Raw genomic sequence first — 23,512 nt, forward strand, 5'->3', positions numbered from 1 at the left:
GCGGGTCCCGTCCCTCGCGGACACAAGGAGTTCCACGTGCCCGGGTTCCTCCGGATCGACTCGCCCTTCTATCGGGCCTGGACCGGCGCCGCCGATCTTGTCATCATTAATGCCCTCACCCTCATCGGCTGCCTGCCGGTGGTGACGGCCGGAGCCGCTTTGACCGCATGCGCTCGTATCACCATGGACATGGTGCGCGACGAGGACGGCTACATCGTTCGCACGTGGTGGCGGATTTTCCGCGGTGAACTGATCCGGTCGTTGGCCTGGTGGCTTCCGACGGTTGGGGTGCTTGCGCTGGCCGTATGGGAGAACCGGACGGTCGCAGCGGGCGCCGAGAGCGGGGCGATCGGCGCGAATCCCGCTGGGCTCGGCGCGCTCTCGGGCCTCCTGCTGGCCGGCGGCGCCATCGTGGTCGGCGTGCTCGTCTGGCTCGTGCCCCTGACGGCGCGTTTCGAGAATACGACGGCGGCGCACGCGGCCAACGCGGTGAGACTGGCGGTCGGCTGTCTCGGGCGGACCGCGACATGTCTGGTCGTGACGTCCGCCCCTGCGATCCTGGCCTGCGCAGTGCCGCAGTCCAGGGCGGCCGTGACATGGTTCATGGTGTTGCTGGGGCTCGCCTTCCAGGGATACCTCATGGCTCTCATCCAGCGCAGTGTTATCGACCGTTTGCGCCGCGCCTCCGGCTGAGCCCGACGGCTGAGCCGATGTCGTCGGGCATCGCCGGGGCCACTGGGTGCATGGGGAGGAGTGCCCGCCTTCGCGCCGCCCTGTCAGCCGCATGGCGGATTACAGTGAAGTGGCAGGAATTGGCAGTGACTCATGACCGTCGGATGCCGGTGCGGCCGGATGGGGAGCAGGGCCTGGTCCGCCTCCGCTCGGGCGACCCGCCGACCGGTGCACGACCACTCGTGGAAGAGGAGCATGGGACAGGACGGCGACCCTTCTGCGGCCGACGCGGAACGGCCCTCCGCCCGCGTCGACCCGTTAACGCTCGAGCCCTTCCTGAGAGGTCGGGCGAGTGTGAAGACAGGCGGCCCGGCAGGCCCCCGGCTCATCCTGCGCCGATCGATCGTTGCGAGAGCCATCGCCGGGATCATCGCGATCCCCGCCGCTGCTCAGCAAGTGCTCTCCGCCCCATGGTTGATCGGCCAGCTTCTGGGGAGGGGCGCCCCGGGGGTCGGTTTCTTTTTCATCGTCTTCGTGAATCTCCCGGTGCTGCTGTGGAGTATGAATGTGTTGCGGTGCCGAACGGTTATGAGCGCTTGCGGTATTGACATGCGTCGTCTGCTCCGCACGGAGAGACGGCCATGGCCGGCGACGCGCTCGGGCTTCGCCGTCTCGGGAGTCAGGGCTGATGTACGGGATTCGGATGGCTTTCACTCTTTTTATATCCAACGGTGCCGATTGATTCTCGTCAATGGCGCCCTCGATGATGTCAGGAGAATGCCGGGATGCGTCTTCGGCGGAACGCTCCGGATATTCGGCGAGAACTGCGAGACCAGAGCCCGTTTCGCCCTGGAGAGGATCTGGGCATTCGCGGTCGCCCAGGGCTGGATCGTTTCCGATCCGGCCCTCGTCGCGGTCGATCCCGCGCTCGCGCAGGCGTGCTCGGATCAGGGTTCGCAGGACGTCCGGACCGCACGAAGCGCGGTGGACGACGAACCGCTGGTCTACGATGCTCCCGCCTGGGGCCGGCTCCTGGAGTCCGTTTTGGACGGCGGGGCGACCCTCATCTGTACGGGGGCGGTCTTCGTCGCGGTCGCGGGCCTGATGCTGAGTCAGCCCGCTCGCAACAACGTGAATACTGCCGTGGGACTCCTCGGCCTGGTTCTCGGGGCGGCTGCAGTGGTGTTTCCTCTGGTCAAAATGAGCATGTGCTTCCGGAAGACCGTCGTGGATCGTGGAGCGATTCGTGCAGGTGGAAAGGAATATGGGTGGCCCGATTCCCGCTTGAACCTGTACGTGGCCGGAGATCGGGTCGTCATGGTCGATCGTGAAGGAATACCCGTTCCTCTGCTCGGGACAGGCGGCGCATCCGGTGGGTTCGCCCGTCGCGAGAAAACGGCCGCTGCGCAGTGCGAGGAGATCTGGAGCTGGGGCGTGGCCGTCGGCGCCACCGGCGAGACCGGTCACTACATTCCCCTGCGGAACGGTGAGCAGCAGCGCGAGCGCGAGGTCTTCGAACGGCGCGCCGGTCTGGTGTTCGACCGCTGATCCGGGTGCGCAGCCGCGCGTATCGAGACGGGCGCGCGCCGGGCGCACGCGGACTCATCGCGCCTGCTTCGGCGCCGGCAGTGCCCTCGGCATCCGCCTCTTCGGCGTCGACCGCCCTGGAACCGCGACCTGTTCGGCGCGGGTCTCCGGTAGTCTGGGCGGCGGCGTGGCCACCGTCATGCCGCCGTCGCAATAGGAGAGATGCCCATGCCAGCCGTCGTCGTCGTCGGGACACAGTGGGGAGACGAGGGGAAGGGCAAGGCGACCGACCAGCTCGGTCAGGACGTCGACTACGTCGTCAAGTTCAACGGCGGGAACAACGCCGGGCACACCGTCGTCATCGACGGGGAGACCTTCGCCTTCCACCTCCTGCCTGCCGGCGTGCTCACGCCCGGCGTCACGCCCGTCATCGGCAACGGCGTCGTGGTGGACCTGGAGGTGCTCTTCGCCGAGATCGCCGAGATCGCTTCCCGCGGCCGGGACGCCTCATCCCTGCGGATCTCGGCCAATGCTCACCTCATCCCCTCCTACAACCGGGTGCTGGACCGTACGACCGAGCGCTTTCTGGGGGAACGTCGGCTCGGCACCACGGGGCGGGGCATCGGCCCCACCTACGCGGACAAGATGAATCGTGTGGGCCTGCGCGTCCAAGACTTGTTCGACGAGTCGATTCTGCGCCAGAAGGTCCGCTCCGCCCTCGACCAGAAGAACGGACTCTTCCTGAAGATCTTCAACCGTCCCGCCATCGACCCCGACGAGGTTGCCGACGAACTGCTGTCCTACACCGACCGCGTACGGCCCATGGTCATCGACTGCTCCCTGGTCCTCAACGACGCTCTCGATAACGGCAAGACGGTCCTGTTCGAGGCCGGACAGGCCACTATGCTCGACATCGACCACGGCACCTACCCCTTCGTCACATCCTCCAGCCCGACCGCCGGCGGCGCCTGCACCGGGACGGGCGTGGGACCGACCCGCATCGACTCCGTCGTCGGTGTCGTCAAGGCTTACGCCACCCGCGTGGGGGAGGGGCCCTTCCCCACCGAGGTGACCGGCGTCGAGGGCGAGCGATTGCGCTCCGAGGGCGGCGAGTACGGGGTGACCACGGGCCGCCCGCGCCGCTGCGGTTGGCATGACGCCGTCGTCACCCGCTACGCCGCGCGCGTCAACGGCCTGACCGATCTGGTCATGACCAAGCTCGACGTCCTCACCGGCTATGAGACCATCCCCGTTTGCGTGGCCTACGACGTCGACGGCGTGCGCACCGAGGAGATGCCGCTCACTCAGTCCGATGTTCACCATGCCGTGCCGGTCTACGAGGAGCTGCCCGGTTGGAGGGAGGACATCACCGGCGTGCGCGAGTTCTCCGATCTGCCCGCCGAAGCCCGGACCTATGTGACGCGCATCGAGGAGCTTGCCCGCACGCGCGTGTCCGCGATCGGCGTCGGTCCCGGGCGGGAGGCCACGATCACGCGTCACAGGCTGCTCGGCTGACCGGGAGGCCGCGTCTGCGTGGACCTCCTCGTGCCCCGTCCAACAGGAGAGACGTCGGGGCCCGGCACCGTTCGGGTGTCGGACCCCGGACCGGGAAGCCGTCCGGTCGCTCAGTACTGACCGTTGGCGCCGTACGGCTGCTGATCCGGCGGCTGGGGCCCGCCGTAGCCTCCGTCAGGCCTGCCCGGTTGCTGGGGTGGGCCCGGCTGGTTGTAGCCGGGCTGCTGGGGTGGGCCTGGCTGATTCGGCTGCTGGCCGCTCAGCGGCGCCCCCGGCTGCCCGTAGATGCCGTCAGGACCTCCGGCGCTCGGCCGCCGTCTCCTGCGGGTGAGAATGATGACGGCGGTGACGGCGACGGCGACCACCACCACGACGGCGGCGACTCCCGCGATGATCCACGGCCAGGGCGAGCCCGGGGAGTCCTTCCCTGTCGCCTCGATCCGCGTACTGTCTTTGAGTTCGGTCCATGTGACGGAGTTCCCGTCGGTCACTCCGCTCTCGTTCGCGTTGGTGACCCTGCCGGGGAAGGTCACGGTCACAGTAGCGACGCGGACCTCGCCGGACACCATTGTGGAGAAGTCGAACTGGCCGCCCGAGTGGGTGATCGTCATGCTCAACTGCGAAACCTCGTCGAGGGGGACGCCCGTGTTCGACACCTTGCATGCGGGCTTCCCGTCCTTCTCGATCTGCTCGACGTCAGTCGGGTAGCCTCCCGAGGAGAGGAAAGACGTCTGGGTGCAGAATGCGGAGAACTGCTCCTCCGGCATGTTGTCGACGGTCAGCGTCATGACGTTGTCGACCGTCTCGTCCTCATGGATCGTGATCTCGTAGCTCCCGGTCGCCTGGGTGCCGGCGATATCGGCTGCGGAGGTGGGTGCGACGCCGGCCAGGGCGAAGGCGCACAGCGCCGCCGCTAGGCATCCGCTCAGGCAGCCGCGGAGTGATCTGGTGGTGAACCTCATTGCCGCAGTATATGGCGCGCTGCTCCGCGACGGACCGCCGCAGACACCGACCTTTAAGCCTTCAGTACGGGTTGTTGGGGTTGTACGTCTGCTGGCCCGGTTGGCTGTAGCCCGGTTGCGCGCCCGGTTGGCCGGGCTGCTGAGGCTGGCCGTAGCCCGGTTGGGTGTAGCCCGGTTGGCCGGGCTGCTGGGGCTGGCCGTAGGCATCGACCGGCGCGTAGCCCGCACTGGGACGCATTTTCCTGCGGCTGAGGAGGATGGCGACGGCGGCGGCGATCGCCACCGCCAGGACGGCCACGGCTCCTACGATGATCCACAACCAGGGCGGATCGGCGGAATCCTTGGACTCGGCTCTCATCGAGCTGAGCGAGCCGATGTTGGCCCAGGAGGCGGTCTCGCCGTCGACCGTCGCGTGCTCGTCGGCGTCGACGACCTTGTACGGGAAAGTCACCGACATATTGACTTTCATGTTGACGGTAGTGCTTCGGAATTCGTCCAGGTCGGAGGTCTCGAAGATGTACCTGTCGTTCTCGTGCCTGATCATCGGATCACCGCCTCCGGCTCCGCTGAGAGGCGTGCCGGTGACGGATAGGACGCACTGATCGCCGTTGGTGGTCACATTGGCCGTGCCGCTGTTCAAGTCGTTGAAGTCGCTCAGCAGGTCCTTGTCGCAGTATGCGGAAGGGGAAGCGCCCTCGACTTTGACCGTCATGGTCGTATCGGCCGTGTCATTGTCGTGGACAGTCATCGTGATATCGCCGGTTGTGTCGCCCAACGCGGCTGAGGCGTCGGGGGAGGGGCCCGCGATTCCGACAAGAGCCAGGACGGGTATGGCGACGGCCGCCGCCAGGCGGCGCGAGGGAGTTCGAACATTCATAGTCGGCAGTTTACGAGCGATGGGCATCCGATAGAACGGCGACGCGGGGAGCCCTCGCCGGCGTTCGCGCATCTCAGCGCGTCGCGCTCCCTTTGCGGCCCGACGGCGTCTGGCCGGACCGTCGAGCGCCCGAGTCGGCTCGCGCGGTCGACCGGCGTCGGCGCATGATCGCGGCCGCGCCCACGGCGATGCCGGCCACGACAATCCCCGTGATGATCCACGGCCCGAAGCGGTCCAGGGTGCTCACGCCCTCGTCCGGAGTTGCGTAGCCCGAGGCGCTCACGCCGTCGGCCAGGACGTCGGCGTCGTCCCAGGTGACGGTCCGCCCCGAGACGGTCCCGCCGCCTCCGTCGACGACGGCGCCCGGGAAGGTGACCGACAGATGGGTGTCGATGGCGGAGTTGAGCGAGTCGTCCGAGGAGGATCCGGACGTCGGATCTGCGCCCTGCTGCTCCGGGTCGGCCGTCGCGTCGGAGTCGGGGCCGCCGAGGCCGCCCGGAGCGAGCGCGCCGAGGGTGAAGACGTAGAGGTCGCCGTCGCGCTCGACGAGCGGATCGGCGTCCGCGGCGTCCGCGGCGTCGGGGACCTTGACTCCCGTGGCCGTCACCTCGCAGCCCACGCCCGCGTCGTCGTTGGCCGAGCCGACGGGGACGGCGGAGACGGACGCGTCGGCGACGGAGCCCAGGACGGACGGGTCGGCGTAGGACTGGCAGTCGGTGTCGGCGGTCAGGACCGAGCCGGTCGTGTCGCGCATGACGATGGTGGCGTCGTAGGTGTCGGACTCGGAGATGGTCAGGTCCATGTGCGCTGTGCAGGCGGACAGGGCGAGCGCTGCGGCGGCGCTCGCGACGACGAGGATCGGTGCGGTGCGACGACGAGTACTCACGCCCGCGACGTTACACGGACGCCGGTGTGTCCGGGAACACGGGAGGGATGTGACGGAGAAGGCCACGTTGGGACCTAAGTGGGCGTGATCGATCTGGGCTGATGAGGGAGGATTGCCCCGACAGCAAGAGTCGCAAGAATTCAAGGAAGGGACTCATATGACTGTGTCTGAGCAGGATGTTCGCGCTGCCGCGCCCGCCAACGCTCCTGAGGACGTCATCGCGTTCGCCGTCCGCCTCGCCGAGCTCGGCAAGCCGGAGAGCGTCTACTTCTGCGACGGTTCCGACGAGGAGTGGGACCGTCTGACCACCGAGATGGTCGAGTCGGGCATGTTCACCCGCCTCAACCCCGAGAAGCGACCCAACTCCTTCCTCGCTCGTTCGCTGCCGAGCGATGTCGCCCGCGTCGAGTCCCGCACCTTCATCTGCTCGGAGAAGGAGGAGGACGCGGGCCCGACCAACAACTGGTGCGACCCGGTCGAGATGAAGAAGATCCTCAATGAGAAGTTCGACGGCACTTATGCCGGTCGCACGATGTACGTGATTCCCTTCTCCATGGGTCCTCTCGGCGGTCCGATCTCCCAGCTGGGTATTGAGATCACCGACTCTCCCTACGTCGTCGTCAATATGCGCATTATGACGCGCATGGGGGCCAAGGCCATGGACCTCATCAATGAGGGCCGCACCTGGGTCCCCTGTGCGCACTCCGTGGGCGCGCCGCTGGCCGAGCATGAGCAGGACGTTCCCTGGCCCTGCAACGATGAGAAGTACATCACTCAGTTCCCGGAGACCAACGAGATCTGGTCCTACGGCTCCGGATACGGTGGCAACGCGCTGCTGGGGAAGAAGTGCTACGCGCTGCGCATCGCCTCGACCATGGCTCGACGCGACGGCTGGATGGCCGAGCACATGCTCATTTTGCGTCTGACCGAGGAGAGCACCGGCAAGCAGTACCACGTCACCGCCGCATTCCCGAGCGCCTGCGGCAAGACGAACCTCGCCATGCTCCGGCCGACCATCTCCGGTTACAAGGTCGAAACCGTCGGCGACGACATCGCCTGGATGCGTCCCGGCCCTGATGGCAGCCTGCGCGCCATCAACCCGGAGGCGGGCTTCTTCGGCGTCGCCCCGGGCACGTCCTACAAGACGAACCCGATGGCCATGGACACCATGAGGGCCAACACCATCTTCACCAACGTCGCTCTGACCGACGACGGCGACGTGTGGTGGGAGGGCATCGACGCCCCGCTGCCGGACCACCTCATCGACTGGCAGGGCAACGACTACACCCCCGCCGACGCCGAGGCCGGCAAGAAGGCCGCGCACCCGAACTCGCGCTTCACCACCCCCGCTTCGCAGTGTCCGATCATCTGCCCCGATTGGGAGGCCCCCGAGGGCGTTCCGGTCGACGCCGTCCTGTTCGGCGGACGTCGTGCGAGCAATGTGCCGCTGGTCGCCGAGCAGTACGAGCCGGCCCACGGCGTGTTCATCGGCGCCTCCGTGGCTTCTGAGGTCACCGCCGCGGCGCTGGATGCCAAGGTCGGGGCACTGCGCCACGACCCCTTCGCTATGCTGCCCTTCTGCGGCTACAACATGGCCGACTACTGGGGTCACTGGCTTCAGATGCAGGAGAAGCTGGGCGACAAGTTCCCCAAGGTCTACCAGGTCAACTGGTTCCGCAAGGACGAGGACGGCGCCTTCCTGTGGCCGGGCTACGGCGACAACTCCCGTGTGCTCGACTGGATCGTCCGCCGCGCCGGCGGTGAGGTCGGGGCCGAGAAGGGCGTGACCGGTCTGTATCCGAAGTTCGAGGACTTCAATCTCGAGGGTGTGGATGTCGACAGGGTCGCCTGGGACAAGATGTACGACATCGACCCCGACGCCTGGGCCGCCGAGATGGACGACACCGAGGAGTACTTCAAGCAGTTCGGCGACAGGCTCCCCGACGCCATCAGGGCTCAGCTGGCCGATTTCCGCGAGCGTATCGCCGAGGCTAAGGCCAAGGCCGAGAAGGCCTGAGCGGAGCGCGGCAAGGCAGGCGCGGCTCGAGGCGGGCACGGCGCACCGGGCCGGCGTGAAGCTCGCTGCTGGCTGAGACGGGTGACCACCCGCTACGGCGCCCCCGACCGGGAGACCGGTCGGGGGCGCTTCCGGCTTCCCGGCCTGGTGCGTGCTCGACTTTCAGCCGGTTTTGATGATTCGACGTGTCACGATCCCTCACGAACATTGAGGCCGGCGGAGCGAGGCGGCTCTGCGCCAACCGGGACCCGGGGCCGCGCAAGTGGGCGTTGATGGCGGCGACTGTGGTGTGCCCCTCGTGGAGCGCCGCGTCGCAGGCCATGAGTGGCACCCCGGTAGTGCGATCGCAGCGCAGGTATCGCGCGAGCGCTAGCACGACAGGAGCGACAGGTAGTCGGTCGGTGACGGTGGGCTCAGCGACTCCCGCGCGAGCGGCCAGGAGGAACCAGGAGGAACATCGTGATATCGCCGTGACACGGGCTCGGCCGCCGCGACCACGGGCTGTCGTCCCGCTACCCTGAGCGCGTGAAGATCCTGCTTCTCGGTTCCGGCGCGCGAGAGCACGCCCTGGCCCGCTCTCTCGCTTCCGATCCAGCCACGAGCGACCTTGTCGTCGCCCCCGGGAACCCGGGAACCGCCGCGATCGCCACCAACCTCAACATCAACCCCGCCGCGCCCGGGGAGGTCGTCGAACTCGCCACCCGGATGGGAGCCGACCTCGTCGTCGTCGGCCCCGAGGCGCCGCTTGTGGCGGGAGTGGCCGACGACGTCCGCGAGGCCGGTATCCCCGTCTTCGGCCCCGGCGCGAAGGCCGCCCGTCTGGAAAGCTCCAAGGCCTTCGCCAAGGAGGTGATGAGGGCCGCCGGCGTGCCCACGGCCGAGGCCGCCGTCTGCTCCACCGAGGCCGAGCTGGCCGCGGCCCTCGACCGTCTCGGGACGCCCCACGTCGTCAAAGACGATGGCCTGGCCGCCGGCAAGGGCGTCGTCGTCACCTCTGAGCGTGCCGCCGCTAGGGACCACGGCCTGGCGTGCCTGTCGAGGGAGGGCGGCCGCGTTCTCGTCGAGCATTACCTCGACGGCCCGGAGATCTCCCTGTTCTGCGTGTGCGACGGCGCCACCGTCCGCCCGCTCGCCCCCGCCCAGGATTTCAAACGCCTCGGCGACGGTGGCGCCGGCCCCAACACCGGCGGCATGGGCGCCTACAGCCCCCTGACCTGGGCGCCGGACGACCTCACTGAGCGGGTCGTCCGCGAGATTGCTCAACCCGTCGTCGACGAGATGGCCCGACGCGGCACCGCCTTCATCGGCCTGCTCTACTGCGGACTGGCGCTGACCTCCGACGGGCTGCGCGTGGTCGAGTTCAACGTGCGTTTCGGCGACCCCGAGACTCAGGCCGTCCTGGCCCGCCTGACCTCCTCCCTACCCGACCTGCTTCTCGCCGCCGCGAGCGGCCGCCTCGCCGACGCCCCCGCCCCCACCTGGTCGGAGCAGGCCGCGGTCGACGTGGTTCTGGCCGCCCCCGGCTACCCCGGCACCGTCGCCGCAGGCGGTGCCGTCACCGGTGTTGAGGAGGCCGAGGCCCTCCCCGGGGTTCATGTCCTGCACGCCGGCACCGGCTTCGACGACGACGGCCGTCTGGTTGCCGCCGGCGGGCGCGTACTGTCCGTGGTGGCGCTCGCGGATACGGTCGGCTCGGCCCGGGACCGTGCCTATGAGGCCGTCTCACGCATTCACCTCGACGGCGGCCAGTACCGCACGGATATTGCCGCTGGTCGTTGACAGCGTTGTGCTACCGGGGCGCGCCGCGGATGGTCCGGTCGGTGGCGATAGCTGCACCATCCAGGGGTTCAAGGAGGACGATCGAAGACCCGTAAGTAATCGCAGAATGAAAGTACAAATAATCTAGTTCCGAGTCATGCTACCGTCGGTCCGCGTCAACCCTGGACTGTGGTCTTGCTCCGCTCTTGCCCTGCTCTTGAAAAGGAGGCACTGCCGCTGCGGTGGCAGGATGGTGCCATGAGCGCCTCCACCCTGCCCGTCGCCCCCGAGCTCCCCGGCTGGACGCATCTGTCCAGCGGCAAGGTCCGCGACGTCTACACCCCCGCCGCCGCCTCGCCCTGGGCCGGACGGGACGTCCTGCTCATCGTCGCCTCGGACCGCATCAGCGCCTACGACCACGTTCTGCCGACACCGGTGCCGGACAAGGGGAAGGTCCTCACGGCGCTGTCCGCCTGGTGGTTCGAGCAGCTGGACGACATCGTTCCGAGTCATATCCTGTCCCTGGACGTGCCCGACGCCGTCGCCGGCCGCGCCATGATCTGCCGCCGTCTGACGATGCATCCCGTCGAGTGCGTGGTCCGCGGTTACCTCACCGGCTCCGGCCTGGTCGAGTACCGCCGGAGCCGGACCGTGTGCGGCATCGCCCTGCCCGAGGGGCTCGCCGAGGCCTCCCGGCTGCCCGAGCCCATCTTCACCCCCGCCGCCAAAGCCGAACTCGGCGGCCACGATGAGAACATCCCCTTCTCCCGCGTAGTCGCAATGGTCGGCGAGGAGCCGGCCGCCGCGCTGCGCGGAATCTCCCTCGCCCTGTACGCCCGCGCCGCCGAGATCGCCCTCGAACGCGGCATCATCCTGGCCGATACGAAGTTTGAATTCGGTGCTGGCCCGGCGGGCGGGCTGGTGCTCGGCGACGAGGTCCTCACCCCCGACTCCTCGCGCTTCTGGCCGGCCGACCAGTGGATCCCGGGCCGGGTCACGCCCTCCTTCGACAAGCAGTACGTTCGCGACTGGCTCGCCTCGTCCGCCTCCGGCTGGGACCGGGCCGGCGGAGCCGAGCCTCCCGCTCTGCCGGCCGACGTCGTCGGCCGCACCCGCGGACGCTACCTCGAGGCCTACGAGCGCCTCACCGGCTCTCCGCTGGAGGTGTAGGACGTCATGACCGCTCCCGGCCACCCGAGCCCCTCCGATCAGTCGGGCCGCCCCGTCTCGGGGCCGACGACGCGCACTTTCCGCCCCGGATCGGGTTTCATCGTCCTGGTCGTCACGGCGATCTTGATCGTCGTGCTTGCGCTCGCGGCTGCCGTCACCGCGGCGCTCGGAGTCCGCGCAGTCTCCTCCGTCCTGGGCGGTGCCGCTCTGATCATCGTGGGCGTCGGCCTGCTCGCGGTGCTGCGCGTCCCGGCCCGTTCGCTCGTCGTCAACGCCCCGAGGCTGCGGCTGGACCGCAATCGAGCCCGTGCTGCCCGACGCCGCGCCCGTGAGGCCAGCGCGATCCATCAGGCCGGGCGGGCGGCCCACCCCGGTGGCCCCTCGTCCGCACCCGGACGCGACCTCGCCGTCCCCCTGACCGTTCCGGGCACCGATATCGCGATTCCGGAGTCGGCCGGACGGCGCGAGTTGACGGCCCTCGATGTCGTCTCCGGTCCCGTGACGACCGCGCTGGCGGCCACCGCCGCCGGGCGGGCCGCGGACGAGCGTCTCGCCGGGACGACGGCGGGGGAGGGGCTGGCTCGGGTGGCCCAGCTTCTGGCCGGCTCCGTCGGCTTCCTCCTGGTGGCTCTCGGCCTGGCCTCGATCCTGCGGCAGGCGCTCGCATGACGCCCCCGCCGAGCCGGGACCGGCGGCCCGAGTCCGAGCGCGGCCCGGTCGACTGGGGCGTGGGGCGCGGCGCGGCGCTGGGCGGGCCGACGCCGGGACAGAGGGCGCGCACGCCTTGGCCGGTGGCCGTGCGGCGTCAGCGTCTGGCGGGGATCGCCTTCGCCCTGGTGGGGCTGGGCCTGGCGACCTGGTCGGCGATGAACCTGGCGACCAACGCGGAGGCCGGGCGCCTGTGGATCCCGCCGTGGCTCGTCGTCGTCCTGGCCGGCGCCGGGCTCGTGTCGGCCGCCGGTTACCTGGCCTGGGCCGGGGGCACCGCGGTGCGCGGCGAGGGCGAGCGCTGGGAGCCGACCGTCCTGGACGCCGCCGCGGGCCTGACCGTGGGCGCGGTCGACGTCGTCGACACTCAGCGCCTCCTGACCGGCGGCGGGGACGCCGATGCGCGACAGGAGCTGCCCGGTGCCCCGCAGGCCGGGGCACGGGCCCGGGGAGGCGTCGGGCGGGCGGGGTCGGCGCCGCCGCGCGTCGCACTGGACTCGGGGCCGATCCCGATCATGGGGAGCTCGACCCTCGACCAGAGCGTCCATGCACCGGCGGGCGTGGCCGGAGCCGTCGGCGGTTTCATGCTGGCCTCGGCTGTGGTGTGCGCCATTCTCGCTCTCGCACTCGGGCCCGCATGGCTGCTGGGGACCGTGTTCCTGGGGACCGGGGGAGTGACCGCCATCCACCTGGCGGGGGACTGGCTCGGCCGTATCTGATGCCCGCTCGATGCGCCTGCGCCGGTTGCGTCTGCGCGGCTGCGAGCGCGTCCGAAGGTGCTCGGCCGGAGGCGGCGGCCCGAGCGGGCGGGGCGCGGCGGGTGCTCCACCGGTGCAGCGGGTACGCTGCTACCGGACCCTCTCCCCGCACCCGTACTCAGGAGGATCGATGGGACGCATCGTCGTCGAGGTCATGCCCAAGCCGGAGATTCTCGACCCTCAGGGCAAGGCGGTCGTGGGGAGCCTCCCGCGCCTGGGGTACGACCAGTTCACCGCGGTGCGTCAGGGGCGTCGCTTCGAGCTGACCGTGAACGGCCCGGTCACCGACGCCGACCTCGCCGCCGCGAGCGAGGCCGCCTCGAGACTGCTGTCCAACCCGATCATCGAGGACGTCATCTGCGTGCGCGCCGACGAGGAGGCCTGAGCTGATGACTCGCATTGGCGTCATCACCTTCCCCGGCACTCTCGACGACGTCGACGCCTCCCGCGCCGTGCGTCTGGCCGGCGCCGAGCCCGTCGGCCTGTGGCACAAGGACGTCGACCTCAGGGGCGTCGACGCCGTCGTCGTCCCCGGCGGGTTCTCCTACGGCGACTACCTGCGCTGCGGCGCCATCGCCCGTTTCTCCCCGGTCATGGGGCGGGTCGTGGAGGCCGCCGGCAGGGGCATGCCCGTCCTGGGCATCTGCAACGGATTCCAGATCCTCACCGAGGCGCACCTGCTGCCCGGCGCCCTCATCCGCAACGATCATCAGACGTTCCTCTGCCGCGAGCAGCGCGTGCGCGTCGAGTCGACCTCCACGGCGTGGACGAGCCTGTTCGAGATCGGTGATGAGATCACGATTCCGCTCAAGAACGGGGAGGGCAACTTCGTCGTCTCCGCCGGCGAGCTCGACCGCCTCGAGGGCGAGGGCCTGGTCGTCTTCCGCTACGTCGGAGGCAACCCCAACGGCTCGGCTCACGAGATCGCCGGAGTGCGTAACGCGCGCGGCAACGTCATCGGCCTCATGCCCCACCCCGAGCACGCCGTCGAGCCCGGCTTCGGCCCCGACTCCGCGGCGGGCTCGCGCACCGGAGTGGACGGTCTGCGAATCTTCCAGTCGGCGATCAGCTCGCTGGTGGGAGCCTGACCGGGCCTGTGGGCAACTCGCCGGCGCTGTGGATAACTGTGGACGGCGGTGGAGGATACACCGGCTCCACTGATCGTCGACGGCGGTGCGAGCACGTCCCGGCCGATCTCGTGCCGCTGGCGGATCCGGGTGGGTCCGCCGCGAACCGGGGGGCGTCGCGGCGGGCCTCCGGTCGGCGTGATATTCGCGTGATCTCAACGGTTGATGGTTCTGATGCGCCCCGGCCGGCCGAGGGCCCCGCGAGAAGGGGGTGAGCGGGCCGTCGCCCGGGGACCGCTCATGCGGGCGAGGGCGGAGAGGTAGCCACAGCGGCAGCCGCGCGACCGCGCCCCTCCACCACCGCGTGCACAAGCCTGTGGATGCTTCTTGTGGATAACTCGTGCGCTGTGCCGTGCCGGGAATGCGGAGGCGAAGCGGCCGGCCGATGGGCACGGGCGGCGGGCGTCGAACGCCGTGAAGCGGGGAGCGGTAGCCGGCCGGGCCCGGTCATCAGTCCGCGTGGAGCTCCAGCGCCCGGTCGATGGCGCCGGCCGTCTCGCGCAGGTGGCGGTCGGGGAGGAACTCCCGACGCACCGATTCGTGCGCCGCCAGCCCCATCTCCCGTGCTCTCTGCGGCAGACGCAGCAGATCGGCGACGGCCTGCGCCCACGTGCTCGCGTCGGCCGGGTCGACCAGGACCCCGTCGATGCCGTTGACGATCTGGTCCTGGATGCCCCCGACCGCGGAGGCCACGACGGGTGCCTTCTTCCACATCGCCTCGGCCACTGGCAGACCGAAGGCCTCGACCAGCGAGCGCTGGGTGACGACGTCGGCCACGCGCTGGACGGCGTTGACCACCGTCGCGTTGACCTCCCGGTCGTAGGTCGGCACCGCGGCGATATGCACTCGGCGCGAGACCGATTCCGGCAGGAGGTCCCACCGGTCGAGCACCTCGCCGAGGTACGCGGCGGCCGCCTCGTCGCGGTTCGGGTCCGGCTCCGGACCCACGATCAGCAGGTGCGCGTCCCCGGGGAGGGCGGTGAGATTCGTGGCGAAGGCCTCGATGAGCTCCTCGGCGCCCTTGAGACGGTCCCAGCGGCCCACCTGGGCGATCGTGCGCACTCCGGTCGGCACCGGCAGCCCGGCCCCGGCGAGGGAGGGCATCGAACGGATGGCGTCCGGGCGGCCGTCCTCGTGCACGAAGGGCACCGCCTCGAAAGGCGGCTCTCCGTCGTAGATCCCCGCCAGGCGGGCCACCGACCAGGCCTCATCCAGGTCGAGGACCCGGTTCTTGGGGGAGTCCGGGTTGACCGATGGCGCCACCACGACGCACCGCTCCGGTTCGATGAAGGCGGGACGGTACTCCTCACGCGAGACGATGACGAGGTCGACGTCCTCCAAGTACCTGTCGAGGAAGGCCCAGGCGCGTTCGGCCGCCACTCCGGACGGACCGCCGCCCAGGTGGCAGCGCCAGATGACGGTGAGGCCGGCGCGCTTGAGGGAACGCGCCAGGCCGGCGGTGGGTGGGTCGTGGAGGATGACGACGTCGCCCTCGCGGACGTCCTCGGTGACGTTCTCCGCGTTCGAGGCCAGAACATGCTCGTAGAGGTCGCGCTGCTTCTCGCCGAGCTTGCCGCCGTCTCCACGATCGCCGTGGATGCCGGCGTGGAGGCGCGCGGCCACGCGCACGAAGTCGGCGGGTGCGTCCAATGCGAGCCATCGCACGTCAATGCCCAGGCCGAGCGCGTAGCCGACCAGAGGCGCGACCGTCTCGGCGGGGCCCGATCCCGCTGCGGCCGAAGGCGTCACCGTCCACACGGTGCGTCCCTCGAGCAGAACCCGAGCGGCCTCGATTCCGCCGTTCAGTCGGTGGGAGGCGACCTCATCCAGGTGGCTCTCGAGCTCCGACAAGGGCAGGGGGGCGACGTCGATGGTTCTCATGGCTTGATCCTGCCCCAACTGCGTGTGATGCGAGGCGCCTTCGGGCGCGGTGTGTCGTGGGAGGGGAGGCTGGGGGATCGGCGTCCACGGCCTGCGCGGCGACGCCGGCTCTGCAGCGGCGCGGGCGGGCCGACGGGCGGTGCGGGCCGAGCCCCGGGTATCCTCGCATGCGGTCCCACTCCGTCTCACCCGGGAGCACCCATGGCCGTTGAGTCCTCCTCCGAGTCCGTCCGCACGAGCGATCAGGGCGGATCCGTCGAGCATCCCGACACCACCGGGGACGCTGCCGCCACCCCCGACAGGCAGATGCCCTACCGAGAGCTCGGCCTCAAGGATGAGGAGTACGCCTCCATCAAGGAGCTGCTCGGACGCCGGCCCACCAGCGCCGAGCTGGCCATGTATTCGGTCATGTGGTCGGAGCACTGCTCCTACAAGAGCTCGAAGGTGCACCTCGCGCAGTTCGGCGCCAAGGTCACGCCCGAGATGAAGGAGCATCTGCTGGTCGGCATGGGCCAGAACGCCGGCGTCGTCGACATCGGGGACGGCTGGGCCGTCACCTACAAGGTCGAGTCCCATAACCATCCCAGCTTCGTCGAGCCCTACCAGGGGGCGGCCACCGGCGTGGGCGGGATCGTGCGCGACATCATCTCCATGGGTGCGCGACCCGTCGCCGTCATGGACCAGTTGCGCTTCGGAGCGACGGATCACCCCGACACGGCCCGCGTCGTCCACGGCGTCGTGGCAGGCGTCGGCGGTTACGGGAACTGCCTGGGCCTGCCCAACATCGGCGGTGAGACCGAATTCGACCCCTCCTACCAGGAGAACCCGCTCGTCAACGCCCTGTGCGTGGGCGTGCTGCGCCACGACGACATCCACCTGGCCAGCGCCTCCGGGGCCGGTAACAAGGTCGTTCTCTTCGGCGCGCGCACCGGCGGGGACGGCATCGGTGGCGCCTCCATCCTGGCCAGTGAATCCTTCGAGGACGGCATGCCCGCCAAGCGGCCGAGCGTCCAGGTCGGCGACCCCTTCATGGAGAAGGTCCTCATCGAGTGCTGCCTCGACCTGTTCGCCGGCGGCCTCGTGCTCGGCGTCCAGGACCTGGGGGCCGCGGGCATCTCCTGCGCCACGAGCGAGCTGGCCTCCAACGGCGACGGCGGCATGCACGTGGATCTGGAGAGGGTCCTCCTGCGCGACCCCACCCTGACCGCTGGTGAGATCCTCATGAGCGAGTCCCAGGAGCGCATGATGGCCGTCGTCGCCCCCGACAGGCTCGACGACTTCATGGCCGTCATCGACACCTGGGACGTCGAGGCCGCCGTCATCGGGGAGGTTAACGACTCGGGGCGGTTGACGATCGACCACTTCGGGCAGCGGATCGTCGACGTCGACCCGCGCACCGTCGCCCACGAGGGGCCCGCCTACGAGCGCCCCTACGCCCGCCCCTCCTGGCAGGACGAGCTCAACGCCGACTCCTCGGCGCGCCTGGACCGTCCGGCCACCGCCGCCGAGCTCGCCGAGCAGGTGCTCGCCGTCGTCACCAGTCCCAACCAGGCCTCGCCGGCCTGGATCACCGACCAGTACGACCGCTTCGTGCGCGGAAACACCGCCCTGGCTCAGCCCGACGACGCCGGCGTCGTCCGCGTCGACGAGGCCACCGGCCGCGGGATCGCGATCGCCACCGATGCCAATGGACGTTTCACCAAGCTCGACCCGGCGGCCGGCGCCGCCGCGGCCCTGGCCGAGTCCTACCGCAATGTATGCACCGTGGGGGCGCGTCCTGTGGCGGTCACCGACTGCCTCAACGTCGGCTCTCCGGAGGACCCGGACGCCATGTGGCAGCTCGTGGAGATCATCACCGGCCTGGCCGACGCCTGCCGGGTCATGGGCGTGCCCGTCACCGGGGGCAACGTCTCGCTGTACAACTCCCACGGCAGGGCCAAGGGGCTGCCCGACTCCTCCATCAACCCGACGCCGGTCGTCGGGGTCCTCGGCGTCATGGACGACGTGCGCCGCGCCAACCCCTCGGGCTGGTTCGAGGAAGGGCTGGCGATCCTCGCGCTGGGGACGACTCGCGATGAGCTGGACGGTTCGGCCTGGACCCGCACCATCCACGACCACCTCGGCGGCCTGCCTCCGAGGGTCGACCTCGAGGCGGAGGCGGCGCTCGGGCGGGTACTGCTCGCTCTGAGCGAGGTGGACGGCCCCGACGGCGAGCGACTCATGCGCGCCGCCCACGACATGTCGACCGGCGGGCTCATTCAGAGCCTCGTCGACTCCGTGCTGCGCCACGGGGTGGGGGCGAGCGTCGACCTGGCCCAGCTGCAGAGCCGTGACGGCGTCGACGACTTCGCCGCGTTGCTGTCCGAGTCCGGGGCGCGGGCGCTCGTGGCGGTGCCCGAGTGGGCCGTGGCGGCCGTGGCGGCCGCCGCCGAGGCGGAGGATGTCGCCTGGGCGCGTCTGGGGACGACGGGTGGCGACATGCTCGTGGTCTCCGGCACCGACCTGCTCGCCGAGGGCGCCGAGGCCGGGAGCTCGGCGGGCGGCCCGCTCGTCCTCGACCTGGCCGAGCTGCGGCGCGGCGTCGAGGGGACGCTGCCGGCGCTGTTCTGAACCGGAGCTATCGCCGAGATCGACATTGCGGGCTGAGGTTGACGACGCCGCCGTCGATCTCGTACAAGAATGTCGACCTCGTGCTCATCGCTGCCGCTCGAGGGTCAGCGTGACGTCGTCCTGGGACAGCGTCATCGTCTCGCCGTCGAGGGAGAGCCTCACCCCCGTGGCGAAGAGTTCGCCCAGCCACTGCTCCTGGGCGCTCAGGGCCGCATCGCACCCTACGAGGGTCGTTGCGCCGTCGGGCACGGACAGTATGTCGTGGGAGTAGTGCGCGGTCCCGTTGATCGGGTTGCAGCCCGTCCGGATGAGGACATCGCCGCCGTCGAAGGTCACGGACGGCTCCGACCCGTCCACGAGGTCGCGGCCTTCCACGGCCGTGACGGCCCACGTGCCCTCCGGCAGGCCGTTGCCCGCGCAGCCCGCAGCGCTCGCGAGCAGCACTCCTGTCAGAAGAGCGAGCAGTCCCGGTCGTGCCGTCGACCTGCTGAACACCGTCTTCGCCGTCATCATGGCCTCCCGAACGCGTCGTCAGTGCAAGACGGTGGTTACAGCGACCCGCCCTCACCGAGCGCCTCAGTCTATGAGGGTCCCCGCCGTCGTGGAAGGGAAGGAGGGCCCGCTTGTCCGCATCCGCCCGGAGAGTCCCGCGCTCAGCGGATGTTCAGGCTCGCGTGACACGGTGACGACCATGTCTGAGCTCACCGCACTCGACAAGACCGCATGGGCCGACGCGACCTGGCCGCTCGGCACTCACGTCGACTCCGACGGCGGCGTCACCTTCGCCGTCCACGCCCCCGCCGCCACTCGCCTCCAGCTGGAGATCTACCCCGAGGCGCTCGGCGCGACGGCCTCTGCCGCCTTCCTGCCCGCCCGTGGAACCGACGGCGTCTGGCGCGCCCGACTGGGCAGGCTGGAGGCCGGCGCCCTCGTCGGCTTTCGCGCATGGGGCCAGAACTGGCCCTATGACGAGGCCTGGGCCCCCGGCTCCGCGGCCGGCTTCATCGCCGACCTCGACGAGCAGGGCAACCGCTTCAACCCCAACAAGGTCCTCTTCGATCCCTACTCCCGCGAGATCACCCACAACGTCGACACCGACGCCCTGGCGGGGCTCGGCGTCGACGTCGGCGTCTTCGGCACCGGCGGCGACCTCGTCGACGGCGTGCCCCGCCGTCAGATCGACACCGCCCCCTACGCCCCCAAGGGCGTCGTCGTCGACGAGGAGGCCGCAGCGGCCGACAAACCGCAGCTGCCGCCCGAACGGGCCATCATCTACGAGACGGGCGTCAGACAGTTCACCGGTCACCCGTCGACGGCCCGTCTGACGGACCTGCTCGCCGGCGAGCCTGGTTTCGAAGACGTACCCGACATTCCGGCCGAATATCAGGGCACCTACAGGGGCGCGGGGCTCCTGGCCCCCTATCTCAGGGCGGCCGGGGTCACTACCATCGAGTTCCTGCCCGTCCACGAGACCAACGCCTCCGAGTCGGCCCGCCCGGGCGCGACCAACGCGTGGGGCTACATGACCCTGGACTTCTTCGCGCCCAACCGCCAGTACGCGGCAGACAGAAGCCCGGGTGGACCCACCCGCGAGTTCAAGGAGATGGTCTCCGCCTTCCACGCCGCCGGCATGGAGGTCTACCTCGACGTCGTCTACAACCACACGGCCGAGGGCGGCAACTGGAACGGCGACGTCGCCACCACCGGTTTCACCTCCCTGGGCGGATTCGCCACCGCCGAGTACTACCAGATGACCGGCGACAAGCGTCTGGTCGACGGCGCCACCGGCACCTCCAACCAGATGAGCTACTCCTCCCCGGCGGCCCGCCGACTCGTGCTGGACTCGCTGCACTACTGGAGCGCCGTCATGGGGGTCGACGGCTTCCGCTTCGATCTGGCCACCGTGCTGGGGCGACTGCCCGCCGACGCCGCGCCCGACGATTGGGGCGCCCTCAAGCGCTTCTTCAACGAGCACCCCCTGCTGACCGGCATCGCGGCGCTGGCCGAGGCCGAGAACATCGAGGTCATCGCCGAGGCCTGGGACCTGTGGGGCTATGAGGTGGGCAACTTCCCCCGCGGCTGGGGCGAGTGGAACGGCCGCTATCGCGATGCCGTGCGCCGCTTCACCAAGGGCGACGCGAACACCGCGGACTTCCTCAACATGGTCAACGGCGACTACCACCACTTCGAGGACAACGGCGGCCCGCAGAAGTCCATCAACTTCGTCGTCGCCCATGACGGCTTCAACCTGGCCGACCTCGTGAGCTACCAGACCAAGGTCAACGACCAGCCCTACCCCTTCGGCCCCTCCGACGGCGGCAGCGACGACAACCTGTCCTGGGATTCCGGGGGCGACCAGGGGCTGCGCCGCCAGCGACTGCGCAACCTGTGGACCATCCTCATGTTCTCGCGCGGCGTCCCGATGGTGGTGGCCGGCGATGAATTCGGCCGCACTCAGAACGGCAATAACAACCCGTGGGCGCTGGACTCCACGGCCATGCGCAACAACTACGCGATGATCGCCACCAACGCCCCGCAGCGAGTGGCGGTCGAGGACGGCACCGGCGCCGTCTACCATGACAACCTCGGCGTCTTCGATTCCCCCGGCGAGCGGGTCAACCCCCTGTTCCGCTTCAGCACCTTCCTCATGCGGTTGCGCGGCCGGCACGCCTGCCTGCACCGGGCGGCCTGGGGGGACCTGGCGGCCGGGGGTGACGACGTCTCCTACCTGTTCCTCACGCCCGCCGCCGACGGGGCGCCGCGCGAGGGTGACCGGGCGCTCGCCGTCCACATCGACGCGCCCGACGACGGCTTCCGGCTCATGATCAACATGGCTGATACTCCTGTCGACTTTCGCGTGCCCGCTGCTCGCGAGGGGCGCGTGTGGCGGCGTCTGGTCGACACCGCCGTGAGTGCGGAGAGGGAGAGCAACTGCTGGGCCGAGGGGGAGGGCGCGGCGGTCGCCGACGGCGCCGCCGTTCAGCCGTGGTCGGTCCTCGTGTGGCACGAGGCCGCGCAGCCCGATGCCGGATGATGTCCCGCGCCCGGCGCGAGCACGATGGGGGGGGCGGCCCGTCGCCTCGTCGGAGGCCTCGGGCTGGCGGAATGAGCGCGGGGTGAGCGGGCTCTCCCGGTCTTGCAGTCGGCACTCGGTGCGATAGGTTCGGAAGCAGTGCGGGAGGCCGTTCGCCGGCCGCCCGCGGGGCGGTCCCCCCGCGCGGCGGGGAGACGCCGACGCCACGAACGCCGTCACCTGCCGAGAACCCTCACATCGCACTCTTAGAAGGCTCATAGTGTCCGCCACGTCCGCACAGCCCGCTTCTCCCGCTCTACCCGCAGCCCCGACGACGCATCTGTCCGCCTGGGGCGTGCACACGCTCACCATGTCGGGGCTGGTCTTCGCCTGCCTGGCAATGCTCTCCCTCATCCACGGCGAGATCGGCTGGATGTGGGCGTGGCTCGCCGTTGCCCTCGTCGTCGACGGAGTCGACGGCACCTTTGCCCGCCACGCCCGCGTCAAGGAGGTCGTTCCCTGGTTCGACGGCGATGTGCTCGACATCGTTGTCGACTATCTTACGTGGACCTTCGTCCCGGCGCTCTTCATGTACCTGCGGCTGCCGATGGGGCCCCGGCCGGTGGCCAGCGCTCTGCTCGCAGTCATTCTGACCACCTCGATGTTCTGCTACGCCAACGAGGGCGAGAAGTCGACCGACAACTACTTCGTCGGGTTCCCCGCGGCATGGAACATCGCCGCCGTCATGCTGTGGGTGCTCGCCACCCCGGGCTGGCTCAATATCGCAGTGACGATCGTCCTGGCCGTTCTGACGCTGGTGCCGACCCACTACGTCCACCCGGTCCGCGTCAGGCGCTTCCGCCCGGTCAACATCGCTACGGCCCTCGCGTGGATCGGCGGGACCGCCTGGCTCCTCGTCGTCCACCCGGCGCGTCCGATGGCGGGCCTGGTCCTGTCCGTCGGGGGCGGGCTCTGGCTCCTTCTCGTCGGTGCGCTGCGCTCCGCCCGCGGGGAGAACGACCCGCTGCGGGCGCCTCATGCGCCAGCCCCCAGGCCCTGAACGATCGCCGTGCTCCGCAGCCAACGCACCACCTCGATTCCGGCGCTGCCCACGATCATCGCCGCGACGACCACGACCACGGTCGGCGGATAGCCGCGCCCCTTGATCCAGAAGTACACGTAGGGGGCGATGAAAGTGATCACGGTGGTCGCTAACCCGAGCAGTCGACGGCGAATCGCGCGTCCCGCCACCATCTCGACGATGCCCCAGGTGTAGGGCACGGCGGTGACCATGTCGATCAGCCACAGGATCCACACCCGGCCGTGGAAACCGGGGACGAAGGCCACGGGGACGGCCCTCAGGGACGAGTAGATGAAGACGGCGAGGTAGGCCAGAGCCACGGGGTTGCGCAGCAGGCGCCGCGCGTGCGGATGCTGGACCGCCTCGACGCCGCTGCGTCGCAGCGCCCGCACCGCGTGGCGCGAGCATCGCAGGGTGTCCACGCCGGCGAGCACGGTGCGCAGATAGCGGCGCGAGGCGTCCCCGCCGTCAGCCAGGGCGAGGATCAGCGCGAGCGGGCTGACGGCGATGACGACGGTACCGCCGCCGGCGTCGTCCGTCGCCGGCCCCGGCAGTGAGACGACGTGGACGAGCCCCTCGCCGGCCGTGCGGACGATCCACGGGACGGCCTCGGCCGACACGTCGCACAACCACAATCGCACCCCCTGCTCCAGGGCGTGCCCGAGCGCCTGGCCGAGCCTCCACCCGGGGCCGTCGGGCAGACGCAGCCGGGAGGCGGTCGTCTCGGCGAGATCGGCGAGCACCGGCAGCTCGATCACATGCCGCGCCCCCAGGTCCCCGCACCGGTTCACCCCCGCGAGCGCGCGGACACGGTCCGCGTCGAGCCGCCGGCGGCGGGCCAGCGGATTGTTGAGCACCGATCGCGCGGTGAGGATGTGCATCATGGCGGCAGAAGATGAGAACACGGACGGCAGCGTGCCAGACGGTGGCGCCCCGGGCGAGCCGGTGGA

General features: G+C 69.9%; 19 protein-coding genes. 13 read left to right on the forward strand and 6 right to left on the reverse strand.

Annotated elements, in window-relative coordinates; all coding sequences use genetic code 11:
• The first annotated feature begins 36 nt into the window (after positions 1-36).
• The 3 genes from HMPREF9062_RS03440 to HMPREF9062_RS03450 all read left to right on the forward strand — a co-directional run bounded on the left by HMPREF9062_RS03440 (position 37) and on the right by HMPREF9062_RS03450 (position 3,714).
• On the forward strand, positions 37-693 hold the full coding sequence (locus tag HMPREF9062_RS03440) for a DUF624 domain-containing protein (protein WP_009748641.1): 657 nt from the start codon (positions 37-39) through the stop codon (positions 691-693).
• Positions 694-1,410: 717 nt separating this feature from the next.
• Positions 1,411-2,220: a hypothetical protein gene (locus tag HMPREF9062_RS12070; protein ID WP_156789956.1), complete on the forward strand. Its 810-nt coding sequence runs from the start codon at positions 1,411-1,413 to the stop codon at positions 2,218-2,220.
• A 207-nt stretch (positions 2,221-2,427) separates the two neighbouring features.
• Positions 2,428-3,714, forward strand: coding sequence for an adenylosuccinate synthase (locus tag HMPREF9062_RS03450; protein WP_034253677.1), 1,287 nt, complete (start codon positions 2,428-2,430; stop codon positions 3,712-3,714).
• Positions 3,715-3,824: 110 nt separating this feature from the next.
• Here the strand turns inward: HMPREF9062_RS03450 and HMPREF9062_RS12075 are convergent, their stop codons facing one another.
• From HMPREF9062_RS12075 to HMPREF9062_RS03465, 3 genes are all read right to left on the reverse strand, one after another.
• Positions 3,825-4,676 carry an LppM family (lipo)protein gene (locus HMPREF9062_RS12075; protein WP_009748644.1) on the reverse strand — a complete coding sequence of 284 codons (852 nt, stop codon included), beginning with the start codon at positions 4,674-4,676 and terminating at the stop codon, positions 3,825-3,827.
• 61 nt (positions 4,677-4,737) lie between these two features.
• Positions 4,738-5,553 (reverse strand): LppM family (lipo)protein, encoded by an 816-nt coding sequence (locus tag HMPREF9062_RS12080; RefSeq protein WP_009748645.1) that lies wholly within the window; start codon positions 5,551-5,553, stop codon positions 4,738-4,740.
• 73 nt (positions 5,554-5,626) lie between these two features.
• Positions 5,627-6,439: an LppM family (lipo)protein gene (locus tag HMPREF9062_RS03465; protein WP_172634825.1), complete on the reverse strand. Its 813-nt coding sequence runs from the start codon at positions 6,437-6,439 to the stop codon at positions 5,627-5,629.
• A 157-nt stretch (positions 6,440-6,596) separates the two neighbouring features.
• Here HMPREF9062_RS03465 and HMPREF9062_RS03470 point away from each other — a divergent pair, with 157 nt between their 5' ends.
• From HMPREF9062_RS03470 to purQ, 7 genes are all read left to right on the forward strand, one after another.
• Entirely contained in the window at positions 6,597-8,456 is a 1,860-nt protein-coding gene (locus tag HMPREF9062_RS03470) for a phosphoenolpyruvate carboxykinase (GTP) (RefSeq protein ID WP_034253679.1), read from the forward strand.
• Positions 8,457-8,981: 525 nt separating this feature from the next.
• The gene (purD, locus tag HMPREF9062_RS03475; protein WP_009748648.1) at positions 8,982-10,235 is read left to right on the forward strand and encodes a phosphoribosylamine--glycine ligase; all 1,254 of its coding nucleotides are present in this window, start codon (positions 8,982-8,984) and stop codon (positions 10,233-10,235) included.
• Between the two features lie 237 nt (positions 10,236-10,472).
• Positions 10,473-11,384 carry a phosphoribosylaminoimidazolesuccinocarboxamide synthase gene (locus tag HMPREF9062_RS03480; protein ID WP_009748649.1) on the forward strand — a complete coding sequence of 304 codons (912 nt, stop codon included), beginning with the start codon at positions 10,473-10,475 and terminating at the stop codon, positions 11,382-11,384.
• Positions 11,385-11,390: 6 nt separating this feature from the next.
• Positions 11,391-12,053, forward strand: a complete 663-nt coding sequence (locus HMPREF9062_RS03485) for a hypothetical protein (protein WP_009748650.1) — start codon at positions 11,391-11,393, stop codon at positions 12,051-12,053.
• A complete protein-coding gene (locus HMPREF9062_RS03490; RefSeq protein ID WP_009748651.1) occupies positions 12,050-12,811 on the forward strand; it encodes a hypothetical protein in 762 nt (253 codons plus the stop codon). Before HMPREF9062_RS03485 ends, HMPREF9062_RS03490 begins: the two co-directional genes overlap by 4 nt.
• Before the next feature lie 169 nt (positions 12,812-12,980).
• On the forward strand, positions 12,981-13,235 hold the full coding sequence (gene purS, locus HMPREF9062_RS03495) for a phosphoribosylformylglycinamidine synthase subunit PurS (protein ID WP_009748652.1): 255 nt from the start codon (positions 12,981-12,983) through the stop codon (positions 13,233-13,235).
• 4 nt (positions 13,236-13,239) lie between these two features.
• Positions 13,240-13,938: a phosphoribosylformylglycinamidine synthase subunit PurQ gene (gene purQ / locus HMPREF9062_RS03500; RefSeq protein WP_009748653.1), complete on the forward strand. Its 699-nt coding sequence runs from the start codon at positions 13,240-13,242 to the stop codon at positions 13,936-13,938.
• A 489-nt stretch (positions 13,939-14,427) separates the two neighbouring features.
• Here purQ and HMPREF9062_RS03505 read toward each other — a convergent pair whose 3' ends face one another.
• Positions 14,428-15,858, reverse strand: a complete 1,431-nt coding sequence (locus HMPREF9062_RS03505) for a glycosyltransferase (RefSeq protein WP_009748654.1) — start codon at positions 15,856-15,858, stop codon at positions 14,428-14,430.
• A gap of 201 nt (positions 15,859-16,059) precedes the next feature.
• Between HMPREF9062_RS03505 and purL the strand changes: the two genes are divergently transcribed.
• Positions 16,060-18,468, forward strand: a complete 2,409-nt coding sequence (gene purL, locus HMPREF9062_RS03510) for a phosphoribosylformylglycinamidine synthase subunit PurL (protein WP_009748655.1) — start codon at positions 16,060-16,062, stop codon at positions 18,466-18,468.
• 84 nt (positions 18,469-18,552) lie between these two features.
• On the opposite strand, the gene HMPREF9062_RS03515 is transcribed toward purL, so the two are convergent.
• Entirely contained in the window at positions 18,553-18,978 is a 426-nt protein-coding gene (locus tag HMPREF9062_RS03515) for an META domain-containing protein (RefSeq protein ID WP_034253684.1), read from the reverse strand.
• Between the two features lie 181 nt (positions 18,979-19,159).
• On the opposite strand from HMPREF9062_RS03515, the gene HMPREF9062_RS03520 reads away from it, so the two are divergent.
• Together HMPREF9062_RS03520 and HMPREF9062_RS03525 are read left to right on the forward strand one after the other, a co-directional pair.
• The gene (locus HMPREF9062_RS03520) at positions 19,160-21,502 is read left to right on the forward strand and encodes an alpha-amylase family glycosyl hydrolase (protein ID WP_156789957.1); all 2,343 of its coding nucleotides are present in this window, start codon (positions 19,160-19,162) and stop codon (positions 21,500-21,502) included.
• Positions 21,503-21,761: 259 nt separating this feature from the next.
• Positions 21,762-22,541 carry a CDP-alcohol phosphatidyltransferase family protein gene (locus tag HMPREF9062_RS03525; protein ID WP_009748658.1) on the forward strand — a complete coding sequence of 260 codons (780 nt, stop codon included), beginning with the start codon at positions 21,762-21,764 and terminating at the stop codon, positions 22,539-22,541.
• Here HMPREF9062_RS03525 and HMPREF9062_RS03530 read toward each other — a convergent pair.
• Positions 22,517-23,467 carry a hypothetical protein gene (locus tag HMPREF9062_RS03530; protein WP_253270648.1) on the reverse strand — a complete coding sequence of 317 codons (951 nt, stop codon included), beginning with the start codon at positions 23,465-23,467 and terminating at the stop codon, positions 22,517-22,519. The genes HMPREF9062_RS03525 and HMPREF9062_RS03530 overlap by 25 nt on opposite strands.
• Positions 23,468-23,512: the final 45 nt, after the last annotated feature.

Source organism: Actinomyces sp. oral taxon 448 str. F0400 (genome assembly GCF_000220835.1).
Taxonomy (GTDB): domain Bacteria; phylum Actinomycetota; class Actinomycetes; order Actinomycetales; family Actinomycetaceae; genus Actinomyces.